The organism is Kitasatospora sp. NPDC059827, from assembly GCF_042731675.1.
Classification (GTDB): domain Bacteria; phylum Actinomycetota; class Actinomycetes; order Streptomycetales; family Streptomycetaceae; genus Kitasatospora.
This window is the reverse complement of the sequence record NZ_JBHWIV010000122.1, coordinates 1-20,083: the sequence shown is the minus strand read 5'-3', so window position 1 is coordinate 20,083 and position 20,083 is coordinate 1. Positions and strand designations below refer to the sequence as shown.

Below are 20,083 nucleotides of genomic sequence, written 5' to 3'. Positions count from 1 at the left end.
GTTGTAGTCGGACCCCGACTTTTGGCTTCTGCACAGGAAGTCGGCCAGGCCGACTTCCTGTGCAGGAGTGGCGGTGCATGATTTCGTTGCCGCTTCGGCGAGGCCGAAGCGGCAACGGAAAGGCAGGGCTTAGATGGAAGGTGTTGATTGGCTGTTTACGGCTGCCCCGACCAATCTTTGGCCGGGGCAGCCGTCGTTCTGTGGTTTGCGGGAGGGGAGGGGGGTCTTGGGCGGCCCCGCCCAGTTCTCATCAGGTCCCGATTCGGCCCCGGTTGCTTTCCGCCCCGCCGCGATCACGTCGCGGCGGGGCGGGAAGGCTGGGGGATCCACTTGTCGTTGAACCCCTGGCTTTGGGCTTCTGCGTAGGGAGTCGGCCTGGACGACTTCCTGTGCAGAAGTCGGCGGTCAGCCGCGTTGGAGGAGGCGGGTGGCGCCGGTGACGACGGTGGAGGCGAGGAGCCAGCCGACGATGACGAGGCCGGCGGCGATCCATTGGCTGGTGCCGCCGGGGTTCCAGGCGCCCTGGTTGAGGTCGACGATGGGCAGCAGCCGGTCGAGGGTGTAGAGCACCGCGTTCCAGTGCGGTTTCTCGTCGGCCTTGAGCGGGGCGGGTTCGTGGGTGGCGAACCAGATGCTGCCGAGGGCCCAGGCGAGCAGCAGCCACAGGCCGGCGCGGCCGGGGCGGTAGCCGTAACCGACGGTGACGTCCTGGACCAGGCCCCAGCCCCGGGCGGGCAGTGGCAGGGTCTCCCGGCGGCGGCGCTGCTTGGCGTACAGCACCTCGCGGGCGTCGTCGTCGGCGCCGTCGCGGCGCAGGGCGGCGGCGAGCTGCTCGTAGGACTCCGGCTGGAAGTCCACCGCGGAGCCCTCCAGCCAGGCGATCCGCTGCTGGACGGTGAAGGCCGCGGCGGGGCGGAGGTTCTCGTAGACGAAGCCGGTCAGGCCCAGGTGCTTGCCGAGCGGCCAGGAGTCCGGGCGGTCGACCAGGTTGCCGACCCGGGCGCGGGAGAGCGAGACCGTGCCGGTGGGCCGGAAGGTGCAGGTGAAGCGCAGTTCGGGGGTGTGGATGCGGCGCAGCGACAGCTCGTCGTCACCCTCCAGGTGGAATTCGCCGGAGATCAGGCAGGCCGCGTCGAAGCGGGCGTCCGAGAGCCGTACCTGGCCGTAGGCGCGGAACGGGGTGCTGGGGGCGCCGGGCGCCGGGCTCTGGCCGTAGCCGGAGCCGTAGTAGCTGCGGGAGCCGAACCAGCCGCCGTCGGCGGAGCTGGTCAGGTAGAGGGTGTGGCCGACGTTGAGCCGGACGGCGTTGAGGCAGACGCGGTTGTGCGGGTCGGCGTGCAGCTGGGCGCCGCGGAGCGAGAGGCGGCCGCCGATCCGGGCCGTGCGGACGCTCAACTCACCGTGGGTCTCCAGGCGTTCGGCTTCGAGGTCCTGGTGGACGGTCATCCCGTCGGCCGAGATCGCGCGGCCGTAGCGGTCGCCGCCGATGACGGCCTGGTTGAGCAGCAGGTCGGTGCCGATCTTGGCGTCGGTGAGCCGGATGCCCTCGGGTATCCGGCAGCGGGCCAGGTGGAGGTCGCCGGTGGTGGACAGCCGGGAGGCCTCGATCCGGGGGATCGCGCACTCGACCATCCGCAGGGTGGTGGCGGAGGCCTCCGAGATGAGGATCTTGTGGTCGAAGCGGCAGCCGCGCAGTTCGACGTACCGTTCCAGGTGGCCGCCGGCCAGGTTGAGCGAGCCGGTGACCTTCACCCCGCTCATCCGCAGCGAGGCGACCCGCCCGGCGGTGGGTTGCGGCCCGGCCAGCAGCAGGTGGGCCAGCACGTCGGCGCCGACCGTCCGCTCCGGCCCCCAGGGGCTGTCCCCGAAGGGGTCGTCGATGTCGTCCCGGCCACATCTGCGCTCGAAGACCTCGCCCTCGCGGAAGGCCTCCCAGAGCTCCCGTTCGGTGTCGGTCCAGCTCTCCGGGGCGCTCTCCGCCATGGTTTCCCCCGTCCCCCCGGTCGTCTCGCCTTTCGTATCACGGACTGAAATGTGGGACCACCCGTTCCGGCCACTCCTTACACTGGGTGGCGTGATCTCTCGAATCGACCTCCGCGGCTCGCTGGACGACCCGCGTGCCCTGCTGCCCCGTGCCGAGTTCGACGTGGCGGCCGCCCTGGAGAAGGTGCGGCCGATCGCCGAGGACGTACGCCATCGCGGGGTCGCGGCGCTGATCGAGATCACCGAGCGTTTCGACGGCGTCCGGCTGGAGTCCACCCGGGTGCCCGCCGAGCAGCTGGCCGAGGCCCTGGAGACGCTGGACCCGAAGGTGCGGGCCGCGCTGGAGGAGTCGATCCGCCGCGCCCGGGCCGTGCACGCCGACCAGCGCCGCACCGGGCACACCACCCAGGTGGTGCCGGGCGGCACGGTCACCCAGCGCTGGGTGCCGGTCGAGCGGGTCGGCCTGTACGTGCCGGGCGGGCTGGCGGTCTACCCGTCCTCCGTGGTGATGAACGTGGTGCCGGCCCAGGAGGCGGGCGTCCGGGGCATCGCGGTGACCTCGCCGCCGCAGAAGGAGTTCGGGGGCCGCGTCCACCCGACCATCCTGGCGGCCTGCGCGCTGCTCGGCGTGGCCGAGGTCTACTCCGTCGGCGGCGCCCAGGCGGTCGCGATGTTCGCCCTGGGCACCGAGGAGTGCGCGCCGGTGAACATGGTCACCGGCCCGGGCAACATCTACGTCGCCGCCGCCAAGCGCTTCTTCGCCGGCCGGATCGGCATCGACTCCGAGGCCGGCCCGACCGAGATCGCCGTCCTCGCCGACGACAGCGCGCTGCCCGGCGACGTCGCCGCCGACCTGATCAGCCAGGCCGAGCACGGCCCCACCTCCGGCTCGGTGCTGGTCACCGACTCCCCGGAGCTCGCCGACGCGGTCGAGGTCGAGCTGGTCGCCCAGGTCGGCCGGACCAAGCACAGCGAGCGGGTCGCCGAGGCGCTCGGCGGCCGCCAGTCCGGCATCATCCTGGTCGACGACCTGGAGCAGGGCCTCGCCGTGGTCAACGCCTACGCGGCCGAGCACCTGGAGATCCAGACCCGCGACCCGCACGCGGTGGCGGCGAAGGTCGTCAACGCCGGCGCGATCTTCATCGGCCGCTGGACCCCGGTCTCGCTGGGCGACTACGCGGCCGGCTCCAACCACGTGCTGCCGACCGGCGGCTGCGCCTGCCACTCCTCCGGGCTGTCGGTGCAGACCTTCCTGCGCGGCGTCCAGGTCGTCGAGTACGACCGGCAGGCGCTCGCGGACGTCGCCGCGCACGTGGTCAACCTGGCGAACGCCGAGGACCTCCCCGGTCACGGTGACGCCGTCAAGGCTCGGTTCGATTGGACGGTTCCCGGCGCGTGACGAACATCGACGACCTGCCCATCCGGGACGAGCTGCGCGGCCAGTCCCCGTACGGCGCACCGCAGTTGGACGTCCCCGTCCAGCTGAACACCAACGAGAACCCGTACCCGCTGCCCGAGGAGCTGGTGGCCCGGATCGCCGAGCGCGTCGCCGAGGCCGCCCGCCACCTCAACCGCTACCCCGACCGGGACGCGGTCGAGCTGCGCGAGGGCCTCGCCGCGTACCTGACCCGCAGCACCGGCTTCCCGGTCGCCCGCGAGCAGGTGTGGGCCGCCAACGGCTCCAACGAGGTCCTCCAGCAGCTGCTGCAGACCTTCGGCGGCCCCGGCCGCACCGCGCTCGGCTTCGAGCCCTCCTACTCGATGCACGCGCTGATCTCCCGGGGCACCGGCACCGCCTGGATCTCCGGCCCCCGCGACGACGACTTCACCATCGACGTGGACGCCGCCCTCGCCGCGATCGCCGAGCACCGGCCGAACGTGGTGTTCATCTGCTCGCCGAACAACCCGACCGGCACGGCCGTCGCGGCGGAGACCGTCCTGCGGCTGTACGAGGCCGCGCAGGCCGCCCGGCCCAGCCTGGTGGTCGTGGACGAGGCGTACGTCGAGTTCTCGCACCGCGCCTCGCTGCTGCCGCTGATCGAGGGCCGCCCCAACCTGGTGGTCACCCGCACCATGTCCAAGGCCTTCGGCGCCGCCGGGCTGCGCCTCGGCTACCTGGCCGCCGACCCGGCCGTGGTCGACGCCGTCCAACTGGTCCGGCTGCCGTACCACCTGTCGGCCGTCACCCAGGCCACCGCGCTGGCCTGCCTGGAGCACACCGACACCCTGCTGGGGTACGTCGGCCGGCTCAAGGATGAGCGCGACCGGCTGGTGGACGCGCTGCGCGCGACGGGCCTGGAGGTGACCGACTCGGACGCCAACTTCGTCCAGTTCGGCCGCTTCGCCGACACCCACGCCGTGTGGCGGGCCATCCTCGACCAGGGTGTCCTGGTCCGTGACAACGGGGTCCCCGGGTGGCTGCGCGTCACCGCCGGCACGCCCGCCGAGAACGACGCCTTCCTGGACGCCGTCCGTAGAGTGATCAAGGAGCTGTAACCCCTCATGTCCCGCATCGGACGCGTCGAGCGCACCACCAAGGAGACCTCCGTCCTGGTCGAGATAGACCTCGACGGAACCGGCAAGACCGACATCTCCACCGGCGTCGGCTTCTACGACCACATGCTCGACCAGCTCGGCCGCCACGGTCTGTTCGACCTCACCGTCAAGACCGACGGCGACCTGCACATCGACACCCACCACACCATCGAGGACACCGCCCTCGCGCTCGGCGCCGCCTTCAAGCAGGCGCTCGGCGACAAGGTCGGCATCTACCGCTTCGGCAACTGCACGGTGCCGCTGGACGAGTCGCTCGCCCAGGTCACCGTCGACCTCTCCGGCCGGCCCTACCTGGTGCACACCGAGCCCGCGGGCATGGCGCCGATGATCGGCAGCTACGACACCACGATGACCCGGCACATCCTGGAGTCCTTCGTGGCCCAGGCGCAGATCGCGCTGCACGTGCACGTCCCGTACGGGCGCAACGCGCACCACATCGTGGAGTGCCAGTTCAAGGCCCTGGCCCGGGCGCTGCGCTACGCCGCCGAGCGGGACCAGCGCGCGGCCGGCATCCTCCCCTCGACCAAGGGTGCGCTGTGAACAAGACCGCGACGATCCTCCTCTTCGTCGGCCTCTTCCTGGCGGGCGGGGTGATCTCCTTCTGGAAGCAGAAGCTGCCGAAGGGCGTCATCCTGGTGCTGGCCATCGGGGCCGTGATGTGCCTGGGCTCCGGCCTCATGCGCCTGTAACACCCGTAGCAGAGAGACTGGACACCTGAACATGGGCAAGAACGTCGTCGTCCTCGACTACGGCTCCGGCAACCTCCGCTCCGCGCAGCGCGCCCTGGAGCGGACCGGGGCGAACGTCACGGTCAGCTCCGACTACGACACCGCGATGGCCGCGGACGGCCTGCTCGTCCCCGGCGTGGGCGCCTTCGAGGCCTGCATGCGCGGCCTCAAGTCCGTCCGCGGCGACTGGATCATCGGCCGCCGGCTCGCCGGGGGCCGCCCGGTCATGGGCATCTGCGTGGGCATGCAGATCCTCTTCGAGAAGGGCGTCGAGCACGGGGTGGAGACGCCCGGCTGCGACGAGTGGCCCGGCACCGTCGAGCCGCTGGACGCCCCGGTCGTCCCGCACATGGGCTGGAACACCGTGGACGTGCCCGAGGGCAGCCGGATGTTCGCCGGCCTCGACCCGGAGACCCGCTTCTACTTCGTGCACTCCTACGGCGTGCGGCACTGGGAGCTGGAGACCCACAGCGCGCGGATCAACCCGCCGCTGGTCACCTGGGCCACGCACGGGCAGCCGTTCGTCGCCGCGATCGAGAACGGCCCGCTCTGGGCCACCCAGTTCCACCCCGAGAAGTCCGGCGACGCCGGCGCCGCCCTGCTGACCAACTGGGTCAACACCCTCTGAACGTCTGAGAGTTGCTACTGATGAGCCTTGAGCTGCTGCCCGCCGTCGACGTCCGCGACGGCCAGGCCGTCCGCCTGGTCAAGGGCGCCTCCGGCACCGAGACCTCCTTCGGCGAGCCGCTGGCCGCCGCCCTCGCCTGGCAGAACGCCGGCGCCGAGTGGCTCCACCTGGTCGACCTGGACGCCGCCTTCGGCACCGGCACCAACTACGAGCTGCTGCGCGAGGTCACCGGACAGCTGGACATCAAGGTCGAGCTGTCCGGCGGCATCCGCGACGACGAGTCGCTCGCCCGCGCCCTCGCCACCGGCTGCACCCGGGTCAACCTCGGCACCGCCGCCCTGGAGGCCCCCGAGTGGGTCGCCAAGGCCATCGCCGAGCACGGCGACAAGATCGCCGTCGGCCTGGACGTGGTCGGCACCACCCTGCGCGGCCGCGGCTGGACCCGCGACGGCGGCCAGCTCTTCGACGTCCTGGAGCGGCTGAACGCCGAGGGCTGCACCCGCTACGTCGTCACCGACGTCAACCGCGACGGCACCCTCACCGGCCCCAACCTCCAGCTGCTGCGCGACGTCTGCGGCGCCACCGACCGCCCCGTCGTCGCCTCCGGCGGCGTCTCCTCCCTCGACGACCTGCGCGCCATCGCCGGTCTCGTCGACCTGGGTGTCGAGGGCGCCATCGTGGGCAAGGCACTCTACGAGCAGAAGTTCACCCTCGAAGAGGCCCTGGAGGCGGTTTCCGGATGACGGAAGGTCGGATCGTACGCGGTCGGGTCACGGGATTCTCCCCCTGGGAGGAGGAGTTCGGCTACTCCCGGGCGGTCGCCGCGGGCGACCACGTGCACGTGGCCGGCACCACCGCCTGGGTGAACGGCCGGATCGAGCACGAGGGCGACCCGTACCGGCAGACCCTCGCCGCGTTCGGCGTCGGGCTCTCCGCCCTGGCCGCGTACGGTCTGACCGCGGACGACGTCATCCGCACCCGGATGTACATCACCCACGCCCGCGACGCCGAGGAGGTGGGCCGCGCCCACCGCCGACTCTTCGACGCCGCACGCCCGGTGGCCACCATGGTGGTGGTCGACGGGCTGATCGACTCCCGGATGATGGTCGAGGTCGAGATCGACGCGTACCGCACCGGGCTGGCAATGACCCTGGAAGCCCTGGAAGGCAAGCAGCCGTGACCCTCGCCGTACGTGTCATCCCCTGCCTGGACGTGGACGCCGGGCGGGTGGTCAAGGGAGTCAACTTCCAGAACCTGCGCGACGCCGGCGACCCGGTCGAGATGGCCAAGCTCTACGACGCCGAAGGCGCCGACGAGCTGACCTTCCTCGACATCACCGCCTCCTCCGGCGACCGCGAGACCACCTACGACGTGGTGCGCCGCACCGCCGAGCAGGTGTTCATCCCGCTCACCGTCGGCGGCGGCATCCGGGCCGTCGAGGACGTGAACCAGCTGCTGCGGGCCGGCGCCGACAAGGTCGGGGTCAACACCGCGGCCATCGCCCGGCCCGAACTGGTCCGCGAGATCGCCCGGCGCTTCGGGCGGCAGGTGCTGGTGCTGTCGGTCGACGCCCGGCGCTGCGGCGAGGGCGTGGAGACCGCCTCGGGCTACGAGGTCACCACCCACGGCGGGCGCCGGGGCACCGGCCTGGACGCCGTCGAGTGGGCCGGCCGGGCGGCCGAGCTGGGCGCGGGCGAGATCCTGCTCAACTCGATGGACGCCGACGGCACCAAGGACGGCTACGACCTGGAGATGATCCGCGCCGTGCGCAAGGCCGTCTCGGTGCCGGTCATCGCCTCCGGCGGCGCCGGGAAGCTCGGCGACTTCGCCCCGGCCGTCGAGGCCGGCGCGGACGCCGTCCTCGCGGCCAGCGTCTTCCACTTCGGGGACCTGCGGATCGGCGAGGTCAAGAACGCGCTGCGGGAGGCCGGGCACCCCGTCCGGTGACGTGATCCGTCGTGCGTGAGGGCCTGCTGCTCCTGCTGAGCAGCGGGCCCTCACGCGTGGTCGCGACTCGCGTGGTCGCGACTCGCGTGCTCAGGACTCGCGGGGCTCGCCCTTGATCAGCGCGAACGGGGCGCCGTTCGGGTCCGCCACCCAGGCGATCCGGCCGACGTTCTCCACGTCCGAGGCCGGCATCAGCACCGTACCGCCCGCCGCCGTCGCCTTGGTGACCAGCGCGTCCACGTCGTTGGCGGCGAAGTACGGCGTCCAGGCGGAGGGCTGCTCCGGCTGCATGGTCGGGGCGATGCCGCCGAAGCTCGTCTGCTGCTGGTCGCCCTCGGCGGTGGAGATCACCCGGTAGTTCATCCCCGGGGACGGCTCGAAGTTCTCCACCCGCCAGCCGAACAGCCCGTGGTAGAAGGAGAATCCGCCGTCCTGGTCCCGGGTGTGCAGCTCCGACCAGACCAGCGTGTTGTCCTCGGACACGGCGTCCAGCCCGACCGTGTTCCCGGACTGCCAGACCGCGAACTCGGCGCCCTGCGGATCGGTCAGCGCCGCGAACCGCCCCTCCTGCATGACGTCCATCGGCGGGACCCGGACCGTGGCACCGGACTGCTCGGCCGCCTTGACGGTCGCGTCCACGTCGGCGGTGCGGAAGTACGTCGTCCAGGCGGACCGCGCGCCGCCGTCGAGGTGGCCGAGGGCGCCGACCGTCCTGCCGTCCAGCTGGAGGAAGCCGTAGCCGCCCGTCTCGGGGACCTCCTGGAAGGTCCAGCCGAAGACCCTGCCGTAGAACGCCGCGGTGGCCGGGATGTCCGGGCTGCCCAGGTCGATCCAGCAGGGCGAGCCGAGGGGGAAGTCGGTGGTGAGCATGAGGTGGGGCCCTTCGACGGAGAGTGACCAGGTTGCCCGGGGCGGACCCCGGCCACCTGCGAGTCTGCCCCCGGGCACTGACATCCGCAGCCGGGAGGCGGCTGGGCGGGGCCGCGCCGGGCAGGGTAGCCGGACGACCGGGCTCCCGGGGCCGGAACGGCGGCATCGCCCCGGAGCACCCCGCCGCCGCCCTAGGCTCGTCCCACGCGGCCGCGACCCGGACGAACGGGCCGACGGCGCGACCAATCCGACGACCCGGCAAGGTGGTTCACCGGTGATGGAGCAGTACGCCGACGACGGCGAGGTGACCTACGAACAGGTGACGGTGGTCTCCCTCGCCGCCAGCGCCCCGGTCGGCCCGGCACGGACCGCCGTCCGGGTCGTCCGCGAGGCCATGACCGTCAAACGGATCGCGGGCTACTGGGTGCGCTGGGACGAGCGCCGGGCCGGCGAGGAACTCCGGCACCACGCCCGCTGGGTGCCCGAGGAGGAGTACGTCCGGCCGGGCACCGGCAGCCCGGACGGCACACTCTCCGTGACGGTGGCCGCGTACTGGGCGGACGCCCGCGGCGCCTTCCGCCACCGGCCCGGCACCGAGACCGCGGTGACCTTCCGCCCCGGCGAGGGCGCGCACGAGCTGGTGCTGGAGCAGCCCGCCCCGGCCGGCCCGTCCGCCCTCTCGGTGCAGCTCGCGGACGCCCGCTGGCTGGGCACCGACGACGGCGGGCCGATCCACTACGGCTTCTCGGGCGCCACCGAGGCCGCGACGGGCGGCGAGGGGGAGTGGCTGGTCCGGCACCCGGAGTACGGGACGGGCGGGGGCGACCAGGGTTAGGGCCGCCGGTTAGGGGAGCGGCAGGACGTGCCGGAGCGCCTCGACGGCGTCCCCGTCACCGTCCACGGCGAGCTCGGTGCGGGCCCCGCGGCCGTAGACGAACAGGACCAGCTCACCCGGTTCGCCGGTGATCCGGACCACCGGGGCGCCGGCCGGACCGACCGTCAGCGACTGCCCGTCCGGGCGGGTCAGCGCGAGCCGCACGGGGGAACGGCGGCCCGCCTCGAACCGCGCGATCATCGGCAGCCGCCGCCACAGGGCCTCGGCCCGGCCGGGCGGGACGGGCCGCACCGCCCGGTCGTCGCCCGCCCGGGCGACGTCCTCGGCGTGCACGAAGTACTCCACGGTGTTCGCCACCTCGTCCGCACCGGGCAGCGCGAACAGCGAGAACACCGGCGGCCCGGCCCGGAACAACCGCACCAGCTCCTCGTACGGGCGCTGCGCGTACCCGTCCTGCACCCGCTGGGTGTGACCGGCCAGGGCGCCGACCCGGATCCCCGCCGCCGCATCGGCCCGGCGTTCCCGGACCACCAGATGCGCGGCCAGGTCCCGGGTACTCCACCCGGCACACAGCGTGGGCGCGTCCGGCCCGGCGGCGGCGAGCAGTTCGGCGAGGCGGTGGCGCTCGGCGAGCGCGTGGTTCGACATGCCGCCAGCCTAGGGGTGCACCGCCGCGGCCGGACCGGGCCGGGGCTTTCCGTTGCGGAGGAATCTCGATTGCCACGGCCGCCGCGGCTTCGTATCCTCCTGGGCAACGCGTCGACGGAGACGAGTAGCCAGGGATCACGCGAGCAGAGAGAGCCGCCGGCAGCTGGGAAGGCGGTCCCGCGTCCCGAGGCGAAGACCCTCCCGAGCGCGGGGAGGAACGGCCCCACCCGGGTCCAATGCCCCGCCGGCCGGCCCCCGTCAACGGGCCGAACGAGGCCGCCACTGCGGTGGCGGCGAAAGTGCGGTGGTACCGCGAGTCACCCTTCTCGCCCGCACTCCCAAGGGATCATGACGACGTCCTCCGGAGGACCTCAATGATCCACAGCCGCGTCCGTGTCTCCGAGCTGGGAGAACACCTCGGCCGTACCGTCTCCGTCTGCGGGTGGGTGAACACCCTCCGCCTGCAGCGCACCGTGCAGTTCGTCCTGGTCCGGGACGCCACCGGCCTGGTGCAGGTCACCCACCGGCGCGACGGCGGGCCGCTGGAGGCCGTCCTCGACGCCCTCACCCCCGAGTCCGCCGTGCGGATCACCGGCCGCGTCGTGGAGGCGGCCCAGGTCAAGCTCGGCGGCCTGGAAGTCGTCCCCGAGGCCGTCGAGGTCCTCAACCCGGCCGCCACGCCGCTGCCGATCGACGACCGCACCGGCCCGGAGCAGCGGTTGGACTGGCGCTTCCTCGACGTGCGCCGCCGCCCCGCCGCCCAACTGGTGTTCGCCGTGCAGACGACCCTGGAACAGGGTCTGCGCGGGTACGCCCACGCGCAGGGCGCCACCGAGATGCACACCCCCAAACTCATGGGCACCGCCTCGGAGTCCGGTGCCGAGGTCTTCGAGCTCGGCTACTTCGGCCGCAGCGCCTACCTGGCGCAGTCGCCGCAGTTCTACAAGCAGATGGCGATCGCGGCCGGCATCGACAAGGTCTTCGAGATCGGTCCCGTCTTCCGCGCCGAACCGTCCTACACCTCCCGGCACGCCACCGAATTCACCGGTGTCGACGTGGAGTTGGCCTGGATCGACGACGTCGAGGAGGTGATGGCCTTCGAGGAGCGGATGCTCGCCCACGCCATCGCCGAGGTCGCCGAGCGGCACGGCCGGGCGATCGCCGAGCAGTTCGGCGTCGAGGTCACCGTGCCCACCACGCCCTTCCCCCGGATCACCATGGCCGAGGCTCAGGAGATCCTCCGCAAGGGCGGCTGGGACCGGGAGGGCGTCAAGGCCGACCTCGACCCGGAGGGCGAACGGGCCGTCGCGGCCCACCTCCGGGCGGTCACCGGGCACGAGTTCGCCTTCGTCACCCACTACCCGGCCGGCATCCGGCCCTTCTACCACAAGCGCTCCGCCGAGGACCCGGGCGTGACCCTGAGCTTCGACCTGCTGTGGAAAGGCCTGGAGATCACCACCGGCGCCCAGCGCGAGCACCGCCACGACGTGCTGCTGGCGCAGGCCGCCGAGCGGGGCATGAGCCCGGAGCCGATGCGGGACTACCTCAACACCTTCCGCTACGGCTGCCCCCCGCACGGCGGCTTCGGTATGGGCCTCGGCCGGGTCCTGATGGTCCTGCTCGGCCTGCCCTCGATCCGCGAGGCCACCTTCCTGTTCCGCGGCCCCAACCGGCTGACTCCGTAGCAGGATCGGCCCGGTTCCGCTCTCTGCACCGGAAGTCGGCCGTGCCGACTTCCGGTGCAGGAGGGAGAGTTCCCGTGGCCCCTGCGGAGGCCGGCCGGGGCCTGCGGGCCCCGGCTCACGGGTGGAGCGGGGTGGTGAGTTTGGGGCTGCCCTGTTTGTTGCCGGCGGTGAGGGTGCAGGTGTAGTCGCGCCAGCCGTCCTTGTAGTTGGTGAGGGCGGGGCCGAACTGGCGGGGGTAGTAGGTGCGGCCGTCGCTCTGGTGGGACTTGGCGGTGGTCTCGGCGTCCTTGCAGCCGTCGCGCATGGCGAGGGAGAGGGGGATCTCGCCGGTGAGGCCGTCGGGGAGCTTGGGGGTGGCGATGACCTCGCCGTCGTGGTCGCCGGTGCAGGGGCGTTGTTCGGCCTTGGTGATGACGGGGCTGAGCTGGGGGTGGTCGAAGCAGGTGCCCACCGGGAAGTAGGCGTACGGGGGTTGGGACCTGGTGGGGGTGGGGGTCGGCGTCGGGGTGGGGGTGGGGGTCGGGGTGGCCGAGGGCGGGGGCGGGGCGGCGGCGGGCTTCGGGGCGTCCTCGGGCCAGAGCAGCACGGTGGCCACCACCGCGAGCAGTACGGCCAGGACGGCGGCGACGGTGATCACCAGGCTCCGGGGCGGACGGGTGGCGGCGGCTTCGGGCGGCTGCTCGGAGGTCATGGCCCCGAGGATGGACCACCGGGGCCGCCCCCGGCAGGCGGTTGGCGGAACTGACCCCGAACGGGACGCCCGCGAACGGTTCACCGCCCGGACGGAGCGGATCGCGGTCCGGAGGGGCTGACACAATGGCCCCATGTCCACCACACCCGCCGCCCCCGGCTCCACCGCGCTCGACCCCGCGATCGCCGCCCGCCTCAAGCGCACCGAGGACGGACTGGTCCCGGCCGTCGCGCAGCAGTACGACACCGGCGAGGTGCTGATGCTGGGCTGGATGGACGACGAGGCGCTGCACCGCACGCTCACCACCGGCCGCTGCACCTACTGGAGCCGCAGCCGCAACGAGTACTGGGTGAAGGGCGACACCTCCGGTCACGTCCAGGCGGTCAAGTCGGTGGCCCTGGACTGCGACGGCGACACCCTGCTGGTGAAGGTCGACCAGACCGGCGCGGCCTGCCACACCGGCGACCGGACCTGCTTCGACGCCGACGTCCTCCCGCTCTCCTGACCCACCCCGACCACAGCCGACCCCAGAATCCAGAAGGTGCCGCCCCGCATGGACCTCGAAGCCTTCCGCAAGCTCGCCGTCGACACCCGGGTCATCCCCGTCACCCGCAGGCTCCTCGCGGACGGCCTCACCCCGATCGGCCTGTACCGCAGCCTCGCCGAGGAGCGCCCGGGCACCTTCCTGCTGGAGTCCGCCGAGCAGGGCAACTGGTCGCGCTACTCCTTCGTGGGCGTGCACAGCGCCGCCGCGCTGACCGTCGACCCCGACGGCGGCGCCCGCTGGCTGGGCACCCCGCCGGTCGGCATCCCGACCGGCGGCGACCCGCTGGAGGTGCTGCGGGCCGCCCTGGAGGCGCTGCACACCCCGCGGCGCGCCGACGACGGCCTGCCGCCGCTGACCGGCGGCCTGGTCGGCTACCTCGGGTACGACGTCGTCCGCCGGCTGGAGAAGCTGCCGGACCTGAACCCGGACGACCTCGGGCTCCCCGAGCTGACCATGCTGCTGGCCACCGACCTCGCGGTGCTCGACCACTCCGACGGCACGGTGCTGCTGATCGCCAACGCCGTCAACCACAACGACCTGGCGAGCGGCGTGGACGAGGCGTACGCGGACGCGGTGGCGCGCCTGGACGCGATGGAGGCCGGCCTGTTGAAGCCGGTCGACCCGGGCCTGGCGACCTTCACCCCGGCCGGCCCGGGGGAGGTGCACTCGCCGTTCGGCGGGGCGCCGTACCGGGCCGCGGTGGAGGAGATCAAGGAGCGGATCCGGGCCGGCGAGGCCTTCCAGGTGGTGCCCTCGCAGCGCTTCGAGGCGCCCTGCCCGGCCTCCGCCCTGGACGTCTACCGCGTGCTGCGCACCACCAACCCGAGCCCGTACATGTACCTGTTCCGCTTCCCCGGCCCGGACGGCGGCGCCGAGGGCGGCTTCGACGTGGTCGGCTCCAGCCCGGAGGCGCTGGTCAAGGTCACCGAGGGGGAGGCGATGCTGCACCCGATCGCCGGCACCCGGCACCGCGGCGCGACCCCGCACGAGGACGCGGCGCTGGCCGCCGAGCTGCTGGCCGACCCCAAGGAGCGGGCCGAGCACCTGATGCTGGTCGACCTGGGCCGCAACGACCTGGGGCGGGTCTGCGAGCCGGGCAGCGTCGAGGTGGTCGACTTCATGCAGATCGAGCGCTACAGCCACGTGATGCACATCGTCTCGACGGTGACCGGCAAGGTCGCCCCCGGGCGCAGCGCCTTCGACGTGCTGACGGCCTGCTTCCCGGCGGGCACCCTGTCCGGCGCGCCCAAGCCGCGGGCGATGCGGATCATCGAGGAGCTGGAGCCCACCCGCCGCGGCCTGTACGGCGGCTGCGTCGGCTACCTGGACTTCGCCGGGGACTCCGACACCGCGATCGCGATCCGCACCGCGGTGCTGCGCGACGGCACCGCGTACGTGCAGGCGGGCGCCGGCGTGGTCGCCGACTCGGACCCGCACGGCGAGGACACCGAGTGCCGCAACAAGGCGGCCGCCGTGCTGCGGGCCGTCGCCACCGCCAATACGCTGCGGAGGCCGGAACTGTCCTGAGGTGTGAGGAGGCGGCCGGATGCCCGAGCTGCCGTACGACGAGCTGCCGTACGACGAGCTGCGCTGGGAGGTCGTGTTCGGCGCGGCCGTCCAGATCCGGGGCGAACTCGGGGGCCGGGGACGGGTGTTGTCCCGCGTCCTGATCGACTTCCCGGCCGCGCACGGCCCGCTCGCCCCGGACCTGGTGGTCCTCGCCGCAGACGCCGGCCACAACGCCCGGGGCCGGTACGCGGCCGCCGCGGCCGAGGTGGTGCTGGAGGTGGCCCACCCGGGCCGCGACCACGCCTGGGCGCGGGCCTGCGCGGAGAGCGGCGTGCCGCTGTACGTGGTGGTCGACCCGGCGGCCGCCGCCTGCACCGTGCACACCGCGCCGTCCCCCGGCGGGGTGTACCGGGAGGCCGAACGGGTGCCCTTCGGCAACGACCTGTTCCTGCCGCTGGGCGGGCGCACGGTGGTGCTGCGCACGGACGAGTTCCCCACCCCGGGTACGGCGCGGGGCGTGGCCCGGGGGATAGTGGACGGGTGACCGCTGCAGACCAGACCCCCGCCCCCGCCGCTCCCGCCCCGTCCGGGGCAGGCCGCCGCACGCTCGGCGTGATGCTGCTGCTGACCGTGCTGAGCGCCGTGCTGGTGCTGACCGCGGCCGGGCGGACCTGGGCCGAGGGCCGGGCCGGCACCCTGGACGTGTCGGTCACCGGCGGCAAGATCTCCGAACTGCCCGGCGGGCTGGCCCTGGTGGGCCTGGCCGCGGCCGTCGCGGTGTTCGCGGTGCGCGGCGCGGGCCGGCTCGCGGTCGGCGCGCTGACCCTGCTGGCCGGGCTGGGCGCGGCCGCCGCCTCGGTGGCCGGGGCCTCGGACACCGCCGCGCTGGACAGCGCCGCCTCCGGCAAGCTGGCGCTGGCCGGCTCCACCGCCACCGAGGTGTCGCACACCGGCTGGCCCTGGGTCGCGCTGGCCGGCGGACTGCTGCTCGCCGTGGCCGGGCTGATCACCCTGCGTCACGGCCGCGGCTGGCCGGCCATGGGCAGCCGCTACGAGGCGCCGACCCGCAAGGCCCCGGCGAAGGCCGACACCCCCGGGGACCTGTGGAAGGCCCTGGACCGCGGCGAGGACCCGACCGCCGTTTAGAGCTCGCCGTGGTGTGACGCGATAGACGGGCCACCCGCTTTGGGGGGCCGGTGTGTGGCCCGGCACAATGGGAACCGTCAACCCGCCGGCGGCCCCGCAGGCCCGGCCGGGCCCCGAGAGCCTAGGAGCACCATCGATGTCAGCAGCAGCACACGGCCACAACCCCGCCGCCTGGACCGGCGTCGTCATCTCCTTCGTCGGCTTCGGCATCGCGGGCGTCGCGATGATCCTGCCGTCGCCGCTGCTCGTCTGGGCCGGTCTGGCGGTCGTCCTGGTGGGCGGTATCGTCGGCAAGGCCATGTCGATGGCCGGCATGGGCAAGCAGGCCAGCACCAACGTCTACAAGTCGGTCGCGGAGCAGCACGCCGCCCGCCGGGCGGCCGTCGAGGCCCGCGAGGCCGTCGCCGCCTGACCAGCGGGTATTCGCACAACCGAACGGCGGGCGCGCCACGCCCGCCGTTTCGTTCCGTCCGGGCCCGGCGCGGGCACAATCGGGGCGTGAACGCCGCCCCCACCACCTCCGCCCCGCCGCCCGTGCTGCGCCGGACGGTCCCGCCGCTGGCCGCGCTGGCGGCGGTGGCCGTTCCCGCCGGGTACGTCGCGGCGGTGGACCCGAACGCCCCCGGGCACTACCCCGACTGCCCCTTCCTGGCCGCGACCGGCTGGTGGTGCCCCGGCTGCGGGGGCCTGCGCTGCGTCCACGCGCTGGCCCACGGGGACCTCACCGGCGCGCTGCACGACAACGCGGTGGCCGTCCTGCTGTTCGCGGTGCTGGCGCTGCTCTGGCTGCGCTGGGCCTGGGCGGCGCTGACCGGCGGGCCGCCGGTGCGGGTCTCGGTGGGCGCCCGGCGCTGGGCGCTGATCGGCCTGCTGGTGCTGGTGTTCGCGGTAGTGCGGAACCTGCCGGTGGGGGCCGGGCTGGCGCCGCCGGTGGTCTGAGCCGGGCCCGGCGGGTCGGAGCCGGCCCGGGGCCGGCCCGGCCCCGGCCGGTGGAGAGCCGGTGAAGCCGCAGCTGAGAGCCGTACCGGGGAGTGTCCCGTTCCGCGAGACGCGGGCCGGGCGGATGCGCTGTGCGCACCCGGGTGCCGATACCATCGAAGGGCCGACGGGCTCCTGCCCGTCCGGCTCGCGCTGGCGAACCAGCAGAAATGATGGGGGCTCCTGAGTGAGTGTGCTCGACTCGATCATCGAAGGGGTCCGCGAGGACCTCGCCGAGCGGCAGGCCCGGGTCTCCCTGGACGAGCTCAAGGCGCTCGCGGCCAAGGCCCCGGAGGCCAAGGACGGCGTCGCCGCCCTCAAGGGCGACGGGATCCGGGTGATCTGCGAGGTCAAGCGCTCCAGCCCGTCCAAGGGCGCGTTGGCCTCGATCGCCGACCCGGCGGCCCTGGCCCGCGACTACGCGGCCGGCGGTGCCGCGGCGATCAGCGTGCTGACCGAGCAGCGCCGCTTCGGCGGGTCGCTCGCCGACCTGGACGCCGTTCGCGCCGAGGTGGACACCCCGCTGCTGCGCAAGGACTTCATCGTCACCGCCTACCAGCTGTGGGAGGCCCGCGCCCACGGCGCCGACCTCGCGCTGCTGATCGTCGCCGCCCTCGACCAGCCGGCCCTGGTGTCGCTGATCGAGCGCGCCGAGTCGATCGGCCTCACCCCGCTGGTCGAGGTGCACGACGAGGAGGAGATCAGGCGCGCGGTGGACGCCGGGGCGCGGATCATCGGCGTCAACGCCCGCAACCTGAAGACCCTCGAAGTGGACCGCAACACCTTCGAGAACGTCGCCCACGCCATTCCGGACGGCATCGTCAAGATCGCCGAGTCCGGTGTGCGCGGCCCGCTGGACGTGATCAGCTACGCCAACCTGGGCGCCGACGCGGTGCTGGTCGGCGAGTCCCTGGTGACCGGCAAGGACCCGCGGGCCGCGGTCGCCGACCTGGTCGCGGCCGGTGCCCACCCCGCCGTCCGGCACAAGGACTGACACCGCCCCGATGAAGATCGCCACCCGACTCGCCCCCGGCTGCCGCCCGCGCGGCTGCCGCGCGCCCGCACGCCGGGTGCTGGGGCGTCGGGTGCGGTACGTGATCGGGTGCGAGCCCGGTCAGGTACCCGGACGGCGATGGCGCACGACGCGCGGCTGAACCAGCCGAATCAGACGTCACCGTCATCCATCTCCGTCAAGGGAAACCACATGTCCGAGAAGGACTACCTGCCCGGCGCCCAGGTGCCGGACGCCCGCGGCTACTTCGGCGCGTACGGCGGCCGCTTCATCCCCGAGGCGCTGGTCGCCGCGGTCGAGCAGGTCGCCGAGGAGTACGAGAAGGCCAAGACCGACCCGGCCTTCACCGCCGAGCTGGACGGGCTGCTCAAGGACTACACCGGGCGCCCGAGCCCGCTGACCGACGTGCACCGCTTCTCCGCCGAGGCGGGCGGCGCGCGGATCCTGCTCAAGCGCGAGGACCTCAACCACACCGGCTCGCACAAGATCAACAACGTGCTGGGCCAGGCCCTGCTCACCCGGCGGATGGGCAAGACCCGGATCATCGCCGAGACCGGCGCCGGCCAGCACGGGGTGGCCACCGCCACCGCCTGCGCCCTGTTCGGCTTCGACTGCACCATCTACATGGGCGAGGTCGACACCGAGCGCCAGGCGCTCAACGTCGCCCGGATGCGGATGCTCGGGGCCGAGGTCGTCGCCGTCAAGTCCGGCTCGCGGACGCTCAAGGACGCCATCAACGAGGCCTTCCGCGACTGGGTCGCCAACGTCGACTCCACCCACTACCTGTTCGGGACGGTCGCCGGGCCGCACCCCTTCCCGATGATGGTCCGCGACTTCCACCGGGTCATCGGCGTCGAGGCGCGCCAGCAGGTGCTCGACCGGACCGGGCGGCTGCCCGACGCGGTCGTGGCCTGCGTCGGCGGCGGCTCCAACGCGATGGGCATCTTCCACGAGTTCATCCCGGACGCCGGCGTGCGGCTGATCGGCTGCGAGGCGGCCGGCGAGGGCGCCGACACCCCCCGGCACGCGGCCACCCTGACCAAGGGCGACCCCGGCGTGCTGCACGGCTCCCGGACGTACGTCCTCCAGGACGAGGACGGGCAGACCATCGAGTCGCACTCCATCTCGGCCGGGCTGGACTACCCCGGCGTCGGGCCGGAGCACGCCTGGCTCAAGGACACCGGGCGGGCCGAGTACCGGCCGGTCACCGACGACGCGGCGATGCAGGCGCTGCGGCTGCTCTCCCGCACGGAGGGGATCATCCCGGCCATCGAGAGCGCCCACGCGCTGGCCGGCGCGCTGGAGCTGGGCCGCGAGCTCGGACCGGAGGCGACCATCCTGGTCTCGCTCTCCGGGCGCGGCGACAAGGACATGCACACCGCGGCCCAGTACTTCGGGCTCTACGACGCGCCGGCCGGTTCCGGCGATGCGGCCGGCGGCGCGGCCGAGGGGGGTAAGTGATCATGGCTTCGAAGCTGAGCACCGTGCTGGCGGCGGCCAAGGCCGAGGACCGGGCCGCGCTGATCGGGTACCTCCCGGCCGGGTTCCCCACGGTCGACGGCGGGATCCGGGCGGTCGACGCGCTGATCGAGGGCGGCTGCGACGTCGTCGAGATCGGACTGCCGCACTCCGACCCGGTCCTGGACGGGGCCGTGATCCAGACCGCGGACGACATCGCGCTGCGGGGCGGGGTGCGGATCAAGGACGTGCTGCGGACCGTCCAGGAGGCCGCCGCCGCCCACCCGGGGACGGCGGTGCTGGTGATGACCTACTGGAACCCGGTCGACCGGTACGGGGTGGCGCGCTTCGCGGCCGACCTGGCCGCCGCGGGCGGGGCGGGGTGCATCCTGCCGGACCTTCCGGTGGAGGAGTCCGAGGAGTGGCGCAAGGCGGCGGACGAGCACGGGCTGGACACCGTGTTCGTGGTCGCGCCGAGCAGCAAGGACGCGCGGCTGGCGGAGGTCACGGCGGCCGGGAGCGGCTTCGTCTACGCGGCCGCCGTCATGGGGGTGACCGGGACGCGGTCGGCGGTCGGCTCGCTGGCCGAGGACCTGGTCGCCCGGACCCGGGCCACCACCGACCTGCCGGTCTGCGTCGGACTCGGCGTCTCCGACGCCGTGCAGGCGGCCGAGGTCGCCCGGTTCGCGGACGGGGTGATCGTCGGCTCCGCGTTCGTGAAGCGGATCCTGGAGGCCGGTACGGACGAGGCAGCCGGACTGGCCGCGGTCCGCGCGCTGGCCGGGGAGCTGGCGGCGGGCGTGCGCAGGCGCTGACCCGCGGCAGCAGTCGTCGGCCGGCGGCCCGTTCCCCCCTCCGAGGG

General features: G+C 73.4%; 24 protein-coding genes. 20 read left to right on the top strand and 4 right to left on the bottom strand.

The window, feature by feature from the left end; all coding sequences use genetic code 11:
• Positions 1 to 405 precede the first annotated feature (405 nt).
• Complete coding sequence (locus ACFV8H_RS38770; protein WP_380409116.1) at positions 406 to 1,983, bottom strand: oxidoreductase; 1,578 nt, start codon at positions 1,981 to 1,983, stop codon at positions 406 to 408.
• A 91-nt stretch (positions 1,984 to 2,074) separates the two neighbouring features.
• On the opposite strand from ACFV8H_RS38770, the gene hisD reads away from it, so the two are divergent.
• The 8 genes from hisD to hisF are packed head-to-tail and all read left to right on the top strand — an operon-like array spanning position 2,075 to position 7,842.
• Positions 2,075 to 3,382 (top strand): histidinol dehydrogenase, encoded by a 1,308-nt coding sequence (hisD, locus tag ACFV8H_RS38765; RefSeq protein WP_380409114.1) that lies wholly within the window; start codon positions 2,075 to 2,077, stop codon positions 3,380 to 3,382.
• Entirely contained in the window at positions 3,379 to 4,479 is a 1,101-nt protein-coding gene (locus tag ACFV8H_RS38760) for a histidinol-phosphate transaminase (protein WP_380409112.1), read from the top strand. Before hisD ends, ACFV8H_RS38760 begins: the two co-directional genes overlap by 4 nt.
• A 6-nt stretch (positions 4,480 to 4,485) precedes the next feature.
• Positions 4,486 to 5,079: an imidazoleglycerol-phosphate dehydratase HisB gene (gene hisB, locus ACFV8H_RS38755; protein ID WP_380409110.1), complete on the top strand. Its 594-nt coding sequence runs from the start codon at positions 4,486 to 4,488 to the stop codon at positions 5,077 to 5,079.
• Entirely contained in the window at positions 5,076 to 5,228 is a 153-nt protein-coding gene (locus ACFV8H_RS38750; RefSeq protein WP_188302392.1) for a hypothetical protein, read from the top strand. The genes hisB and ACFV8H_RS38750 overlap by 4 nt, the downstream gene beginning before the upstream one ends.
• A gap of 31 nt (positions 5,229 to 5,259) precedes the next feature.
• Positions 5,260 to 5,895 (top strand): imidazole glycerol phosphate synthase subunit HisH, encoded by a 636-nt coding sequence (gene hisH, locus ACFV8H_RS38745; RefSeq protein ID WP_375893332.1) that lies wholly within the window; start codon positions 5,260 to 5,262, stop codon positions 5,893 to 5,895.
• 17 nt (positions 5,896 to 5,912) lie between these two features.
• Positions 5,913 to 6,638 (top strand): bifunctional 1-(5-phosphoribosyl)-5-((5-phosphoribosylamino)methylideneamino)imidazole-4-carboxamide isomerase/phosphoribosylanthranilate isomerase PriA, encoded by a 726-nt coding sequence (priA, locus tag ACFV8H_RS38740; RefSeq protein ID WP_375893442.1) that lies wholly within the window; start codon positions 5,913 to 5,915, stop codon positions 6,636 to 6,638.
• Positions 6,635 to 7,075, top strand: a complete 441-nt coding sequence (locus tag ACFV8H_RS38735) for a RidA family protein (RefSeq protein ID WP_380409107.1) — start codon at positions 6,635 to 6,637, stop codon at positions 7,073 to 7,075. The genes priA and ACFV8H_RS38735 overlap by 4 nt, the downstream gene beginning before the upstream one ends.
• Positions 7,072 to 7,842, top strand: a complete 771-nt coding sequence (gene hisF, locus ACFV8H_RS38730; protein ID WP_380409105.1) for an imidazole glycerol phosphate synthase subunit HisF — start codon at positions 7,072 to 7,074, stop codon at positions 7,840 to 7,842. The genes ACFV8H_RS38735 and hisF overlap by 4 nt, the downstream gene beginning before the upstream one ends.
• A 90-nt stretch (positions 7,843 to 7,932) precedes the next feature.
• Here hisF and ACFV8H_RS38725 read toward each other — a convergent pair whose 3' ends face one another.
• Positions 7,933 to 8,712: a VOC family protein gene (locus ACFV8H_RS38725; protein WP_380409103.1), complete on the bottom strand. Its 780-nt coding sequence runs from the start codon at positions 8,710 to 8,712 to the stop codon at positions 7,933 to 7,935.
• Between the two features lie 277 nt (positions 8,713 to 8,989).
• Here ACFV8H_RS38725 and ACFV8H_RS38720 point away from each other — a divergent pair, with 277 nt between their 5' ends.
• Positions 8,990 to 9,547, top strand: a complete 558-nt coding sequence (locus tag ACFV8H_RS38720; protein ID WP_380409101.1) for a hypothetical protein — start codon at positions 8,990 to 8,992, stop codon at positions 9,545 to 9,547.
• 9 nt (positions 9,548 to 9,556) lie between these two features.
• On the opposite strand, the gene ACFV8H_RS38715 is transcribed toward ACFV8H_RS38720, so the two are convergent.
• Positions 9,557 to 10,195, bottom strand: coding sequence for a TIGR03085 family metal-binding protein (locus ACFV8H_RS38715; protein WP_375893340.1), 639 nt, complete (start codon positions 10,193 to 10,195; stop codon positions 9,557 to 9,559).
• Positions 10,196 to 10,569: 374 nt separating this feature from the next.
• Here ACFV8H_RS38715 and aspS point away from each other — a divergent pair, with 374 nt between their 5' ends.
• Positions 10,570 to 11,880 carry an aspartate--tRNA(Asn) ligase gene (gene aspS / locus ACFV8H_RS38710; RefSeq protein ID WP_380409099.1) on the top strand — a complete coding sequence of 437 codons (1,311 nt, stop codon included), beginning with the start codon at positions 10,570 to 10,572 and terminating at the stop codon, positions 11,878 to 11,880.
• 115 nt (positions 11,881 to 11,995) lie between these two features.
• Here aspS and ACFV8H_RS38705 read toward each other — a convergent pair whose 3' ends face one another.
• On the bottom strand, positions 11,996 to 12,571 hold the full coding sequence (locus ACFV8H_RS38705; RefSeq protein ID WP_380409097.1) for a hypothetical protein: 576 nt from the start codon (positions 12,569 to 12,571) through the stop codon (positions 11,996 to 11,998).
• A 133-nt stretch (positions 12,572 to 12,704) separates the two neighbouring features.
• Between ACFV8H_RS38705 and hisI the strand changes: the two genes are divergently transcribed.
• From hisI to trpA, 10 genes are all read left to right on the top strand, one after another.
• Positions 12,705 to 13,076, top strand: coding sequence for a phosphoribosyl-AMP cyclohydrolase (gene hisI / locus ACFV8H_RS38700; RefSeq protein WP_375893343.1), 372 nt, complete (start codon positions 12,705 to 12,707; stop codon positions 13,074 to 13,076).
• A gap of 48 nt (positions 13,077 to 13,124) precedes the next feature.
• Complete coding sequence (locus ACFV8H_RS38695; RefSeq protein ID WP_380409095.1) at positions 13,125 to 14,645, top strand: anthranilate synthase component I; 1,521 nt, start codon at positions 13,125 to 13,127, stop codon at positions 14,643 to 14,645.
• 19 nt (positions 14,646 to 14,664) lie between these two features.
• A complete protein-coding gene (locus ACFV8H_RS38690; RefSeq protein WP_380409093.1) occupies positions 14,665 to 15,171 on the top strand; it encodes a Uma2 family endonuclease in 507 nt (168 codons plus the stop codon).
• Positions 15,168 to 15,773 carry a TIGR02234 family membrane protein gene (locus tag ACFV8H_RS38685; RefSeq protein WP_380409091.1) on the top strand — a complete coding sequence of 202 codons (606 nt, stop codon included), beginning with the start codon at positions 15,168 to 15,170 and terminating at the stop codon, positions 15,771 to 15,773. The genes ACFV8H_RS38690 and ACFV8H_RS38685 overlap by 4 nt, the downstream gene beginning before the upstream one ends.
• 136 nt (positions 15,774 to 15,909) lie before the next feature.
• Positions 15,910 to 16,185, top strand: a complete 276-nt coding sequence (locus tag ACFV8H_RS38680) for an HGxxPAAW family protein (RefSeq protein WP_375893350.1) — start codon at positions 15,910 to 15,912, stop codon at positions 16,183 to 16,185.
• An 86-nt stretch (positions 16,186 to 16,271) separates the two neighbouring features.
• Complete coding sequence (locus ACFV8H_RS38675) at positions 16,272 to 16,712, top strand: DUF2752 domain-containing protein (RefSeq protein ID WP_380409089.1); 441 nt, start codon at positions 16,272 to 16,274, stop codon at positions 16,710 to 16,712.
• 226 nt (positions 16,713 to 16,938) lie between these two features.
• Entirely contained in the window at positions 16,939 to 17,745 is an 807-nt protein-coding gene (gene trpC / locus ACFV8H_RS38670; RefSeq protein ID WP_375893352.1) for an indole-3-glycerol phosphate synthase TrpC, read from the top strand.
• A 10-nt stretch (positions 17,746 to 17,755) separates the two neighbouring features.
• A complete protein-coding gene (gene trpM / locus ACFV8H_RS38665) occupies positions 17,756 to 17,905 on the top strand; it encodes a tryptophan biosynthesis modulator TrpM (RefSeq protein WP_375893354.1) in 150 nt (49 codons plus the stop codon).
• A gap of 50 nt (positions 17,906 to 17,955) precedes the next feature.
• Positions 17,956 to 19,224 (top strand): tryptophan synthase subunit beta, encoded by a 1,269-nt coding sequence (gene trpB / locus ACFV8H_RS38660; protein WP_375893356.1) that lies wholly within the window; start codon positions 17,956 to 17,958, stop codon positions 19,222 to 19,224.
• 2 nt (positions 19,225 to 19,226) lie between these two features.
• On the top strand, positions 19,227 to 20,036 hold the full coding sequence (trpA, locus tag ACFV8H_RS38655) for a tryptophan synthase subunit alpha (protein WP_380409086.1): 810 nt from the start codon (positions 19,227 to 19,229) through the stop codon (positions 20,034 to 20,036).
• Positions 20,037 to 20,083: the final 47 nt, after the last annotated feature.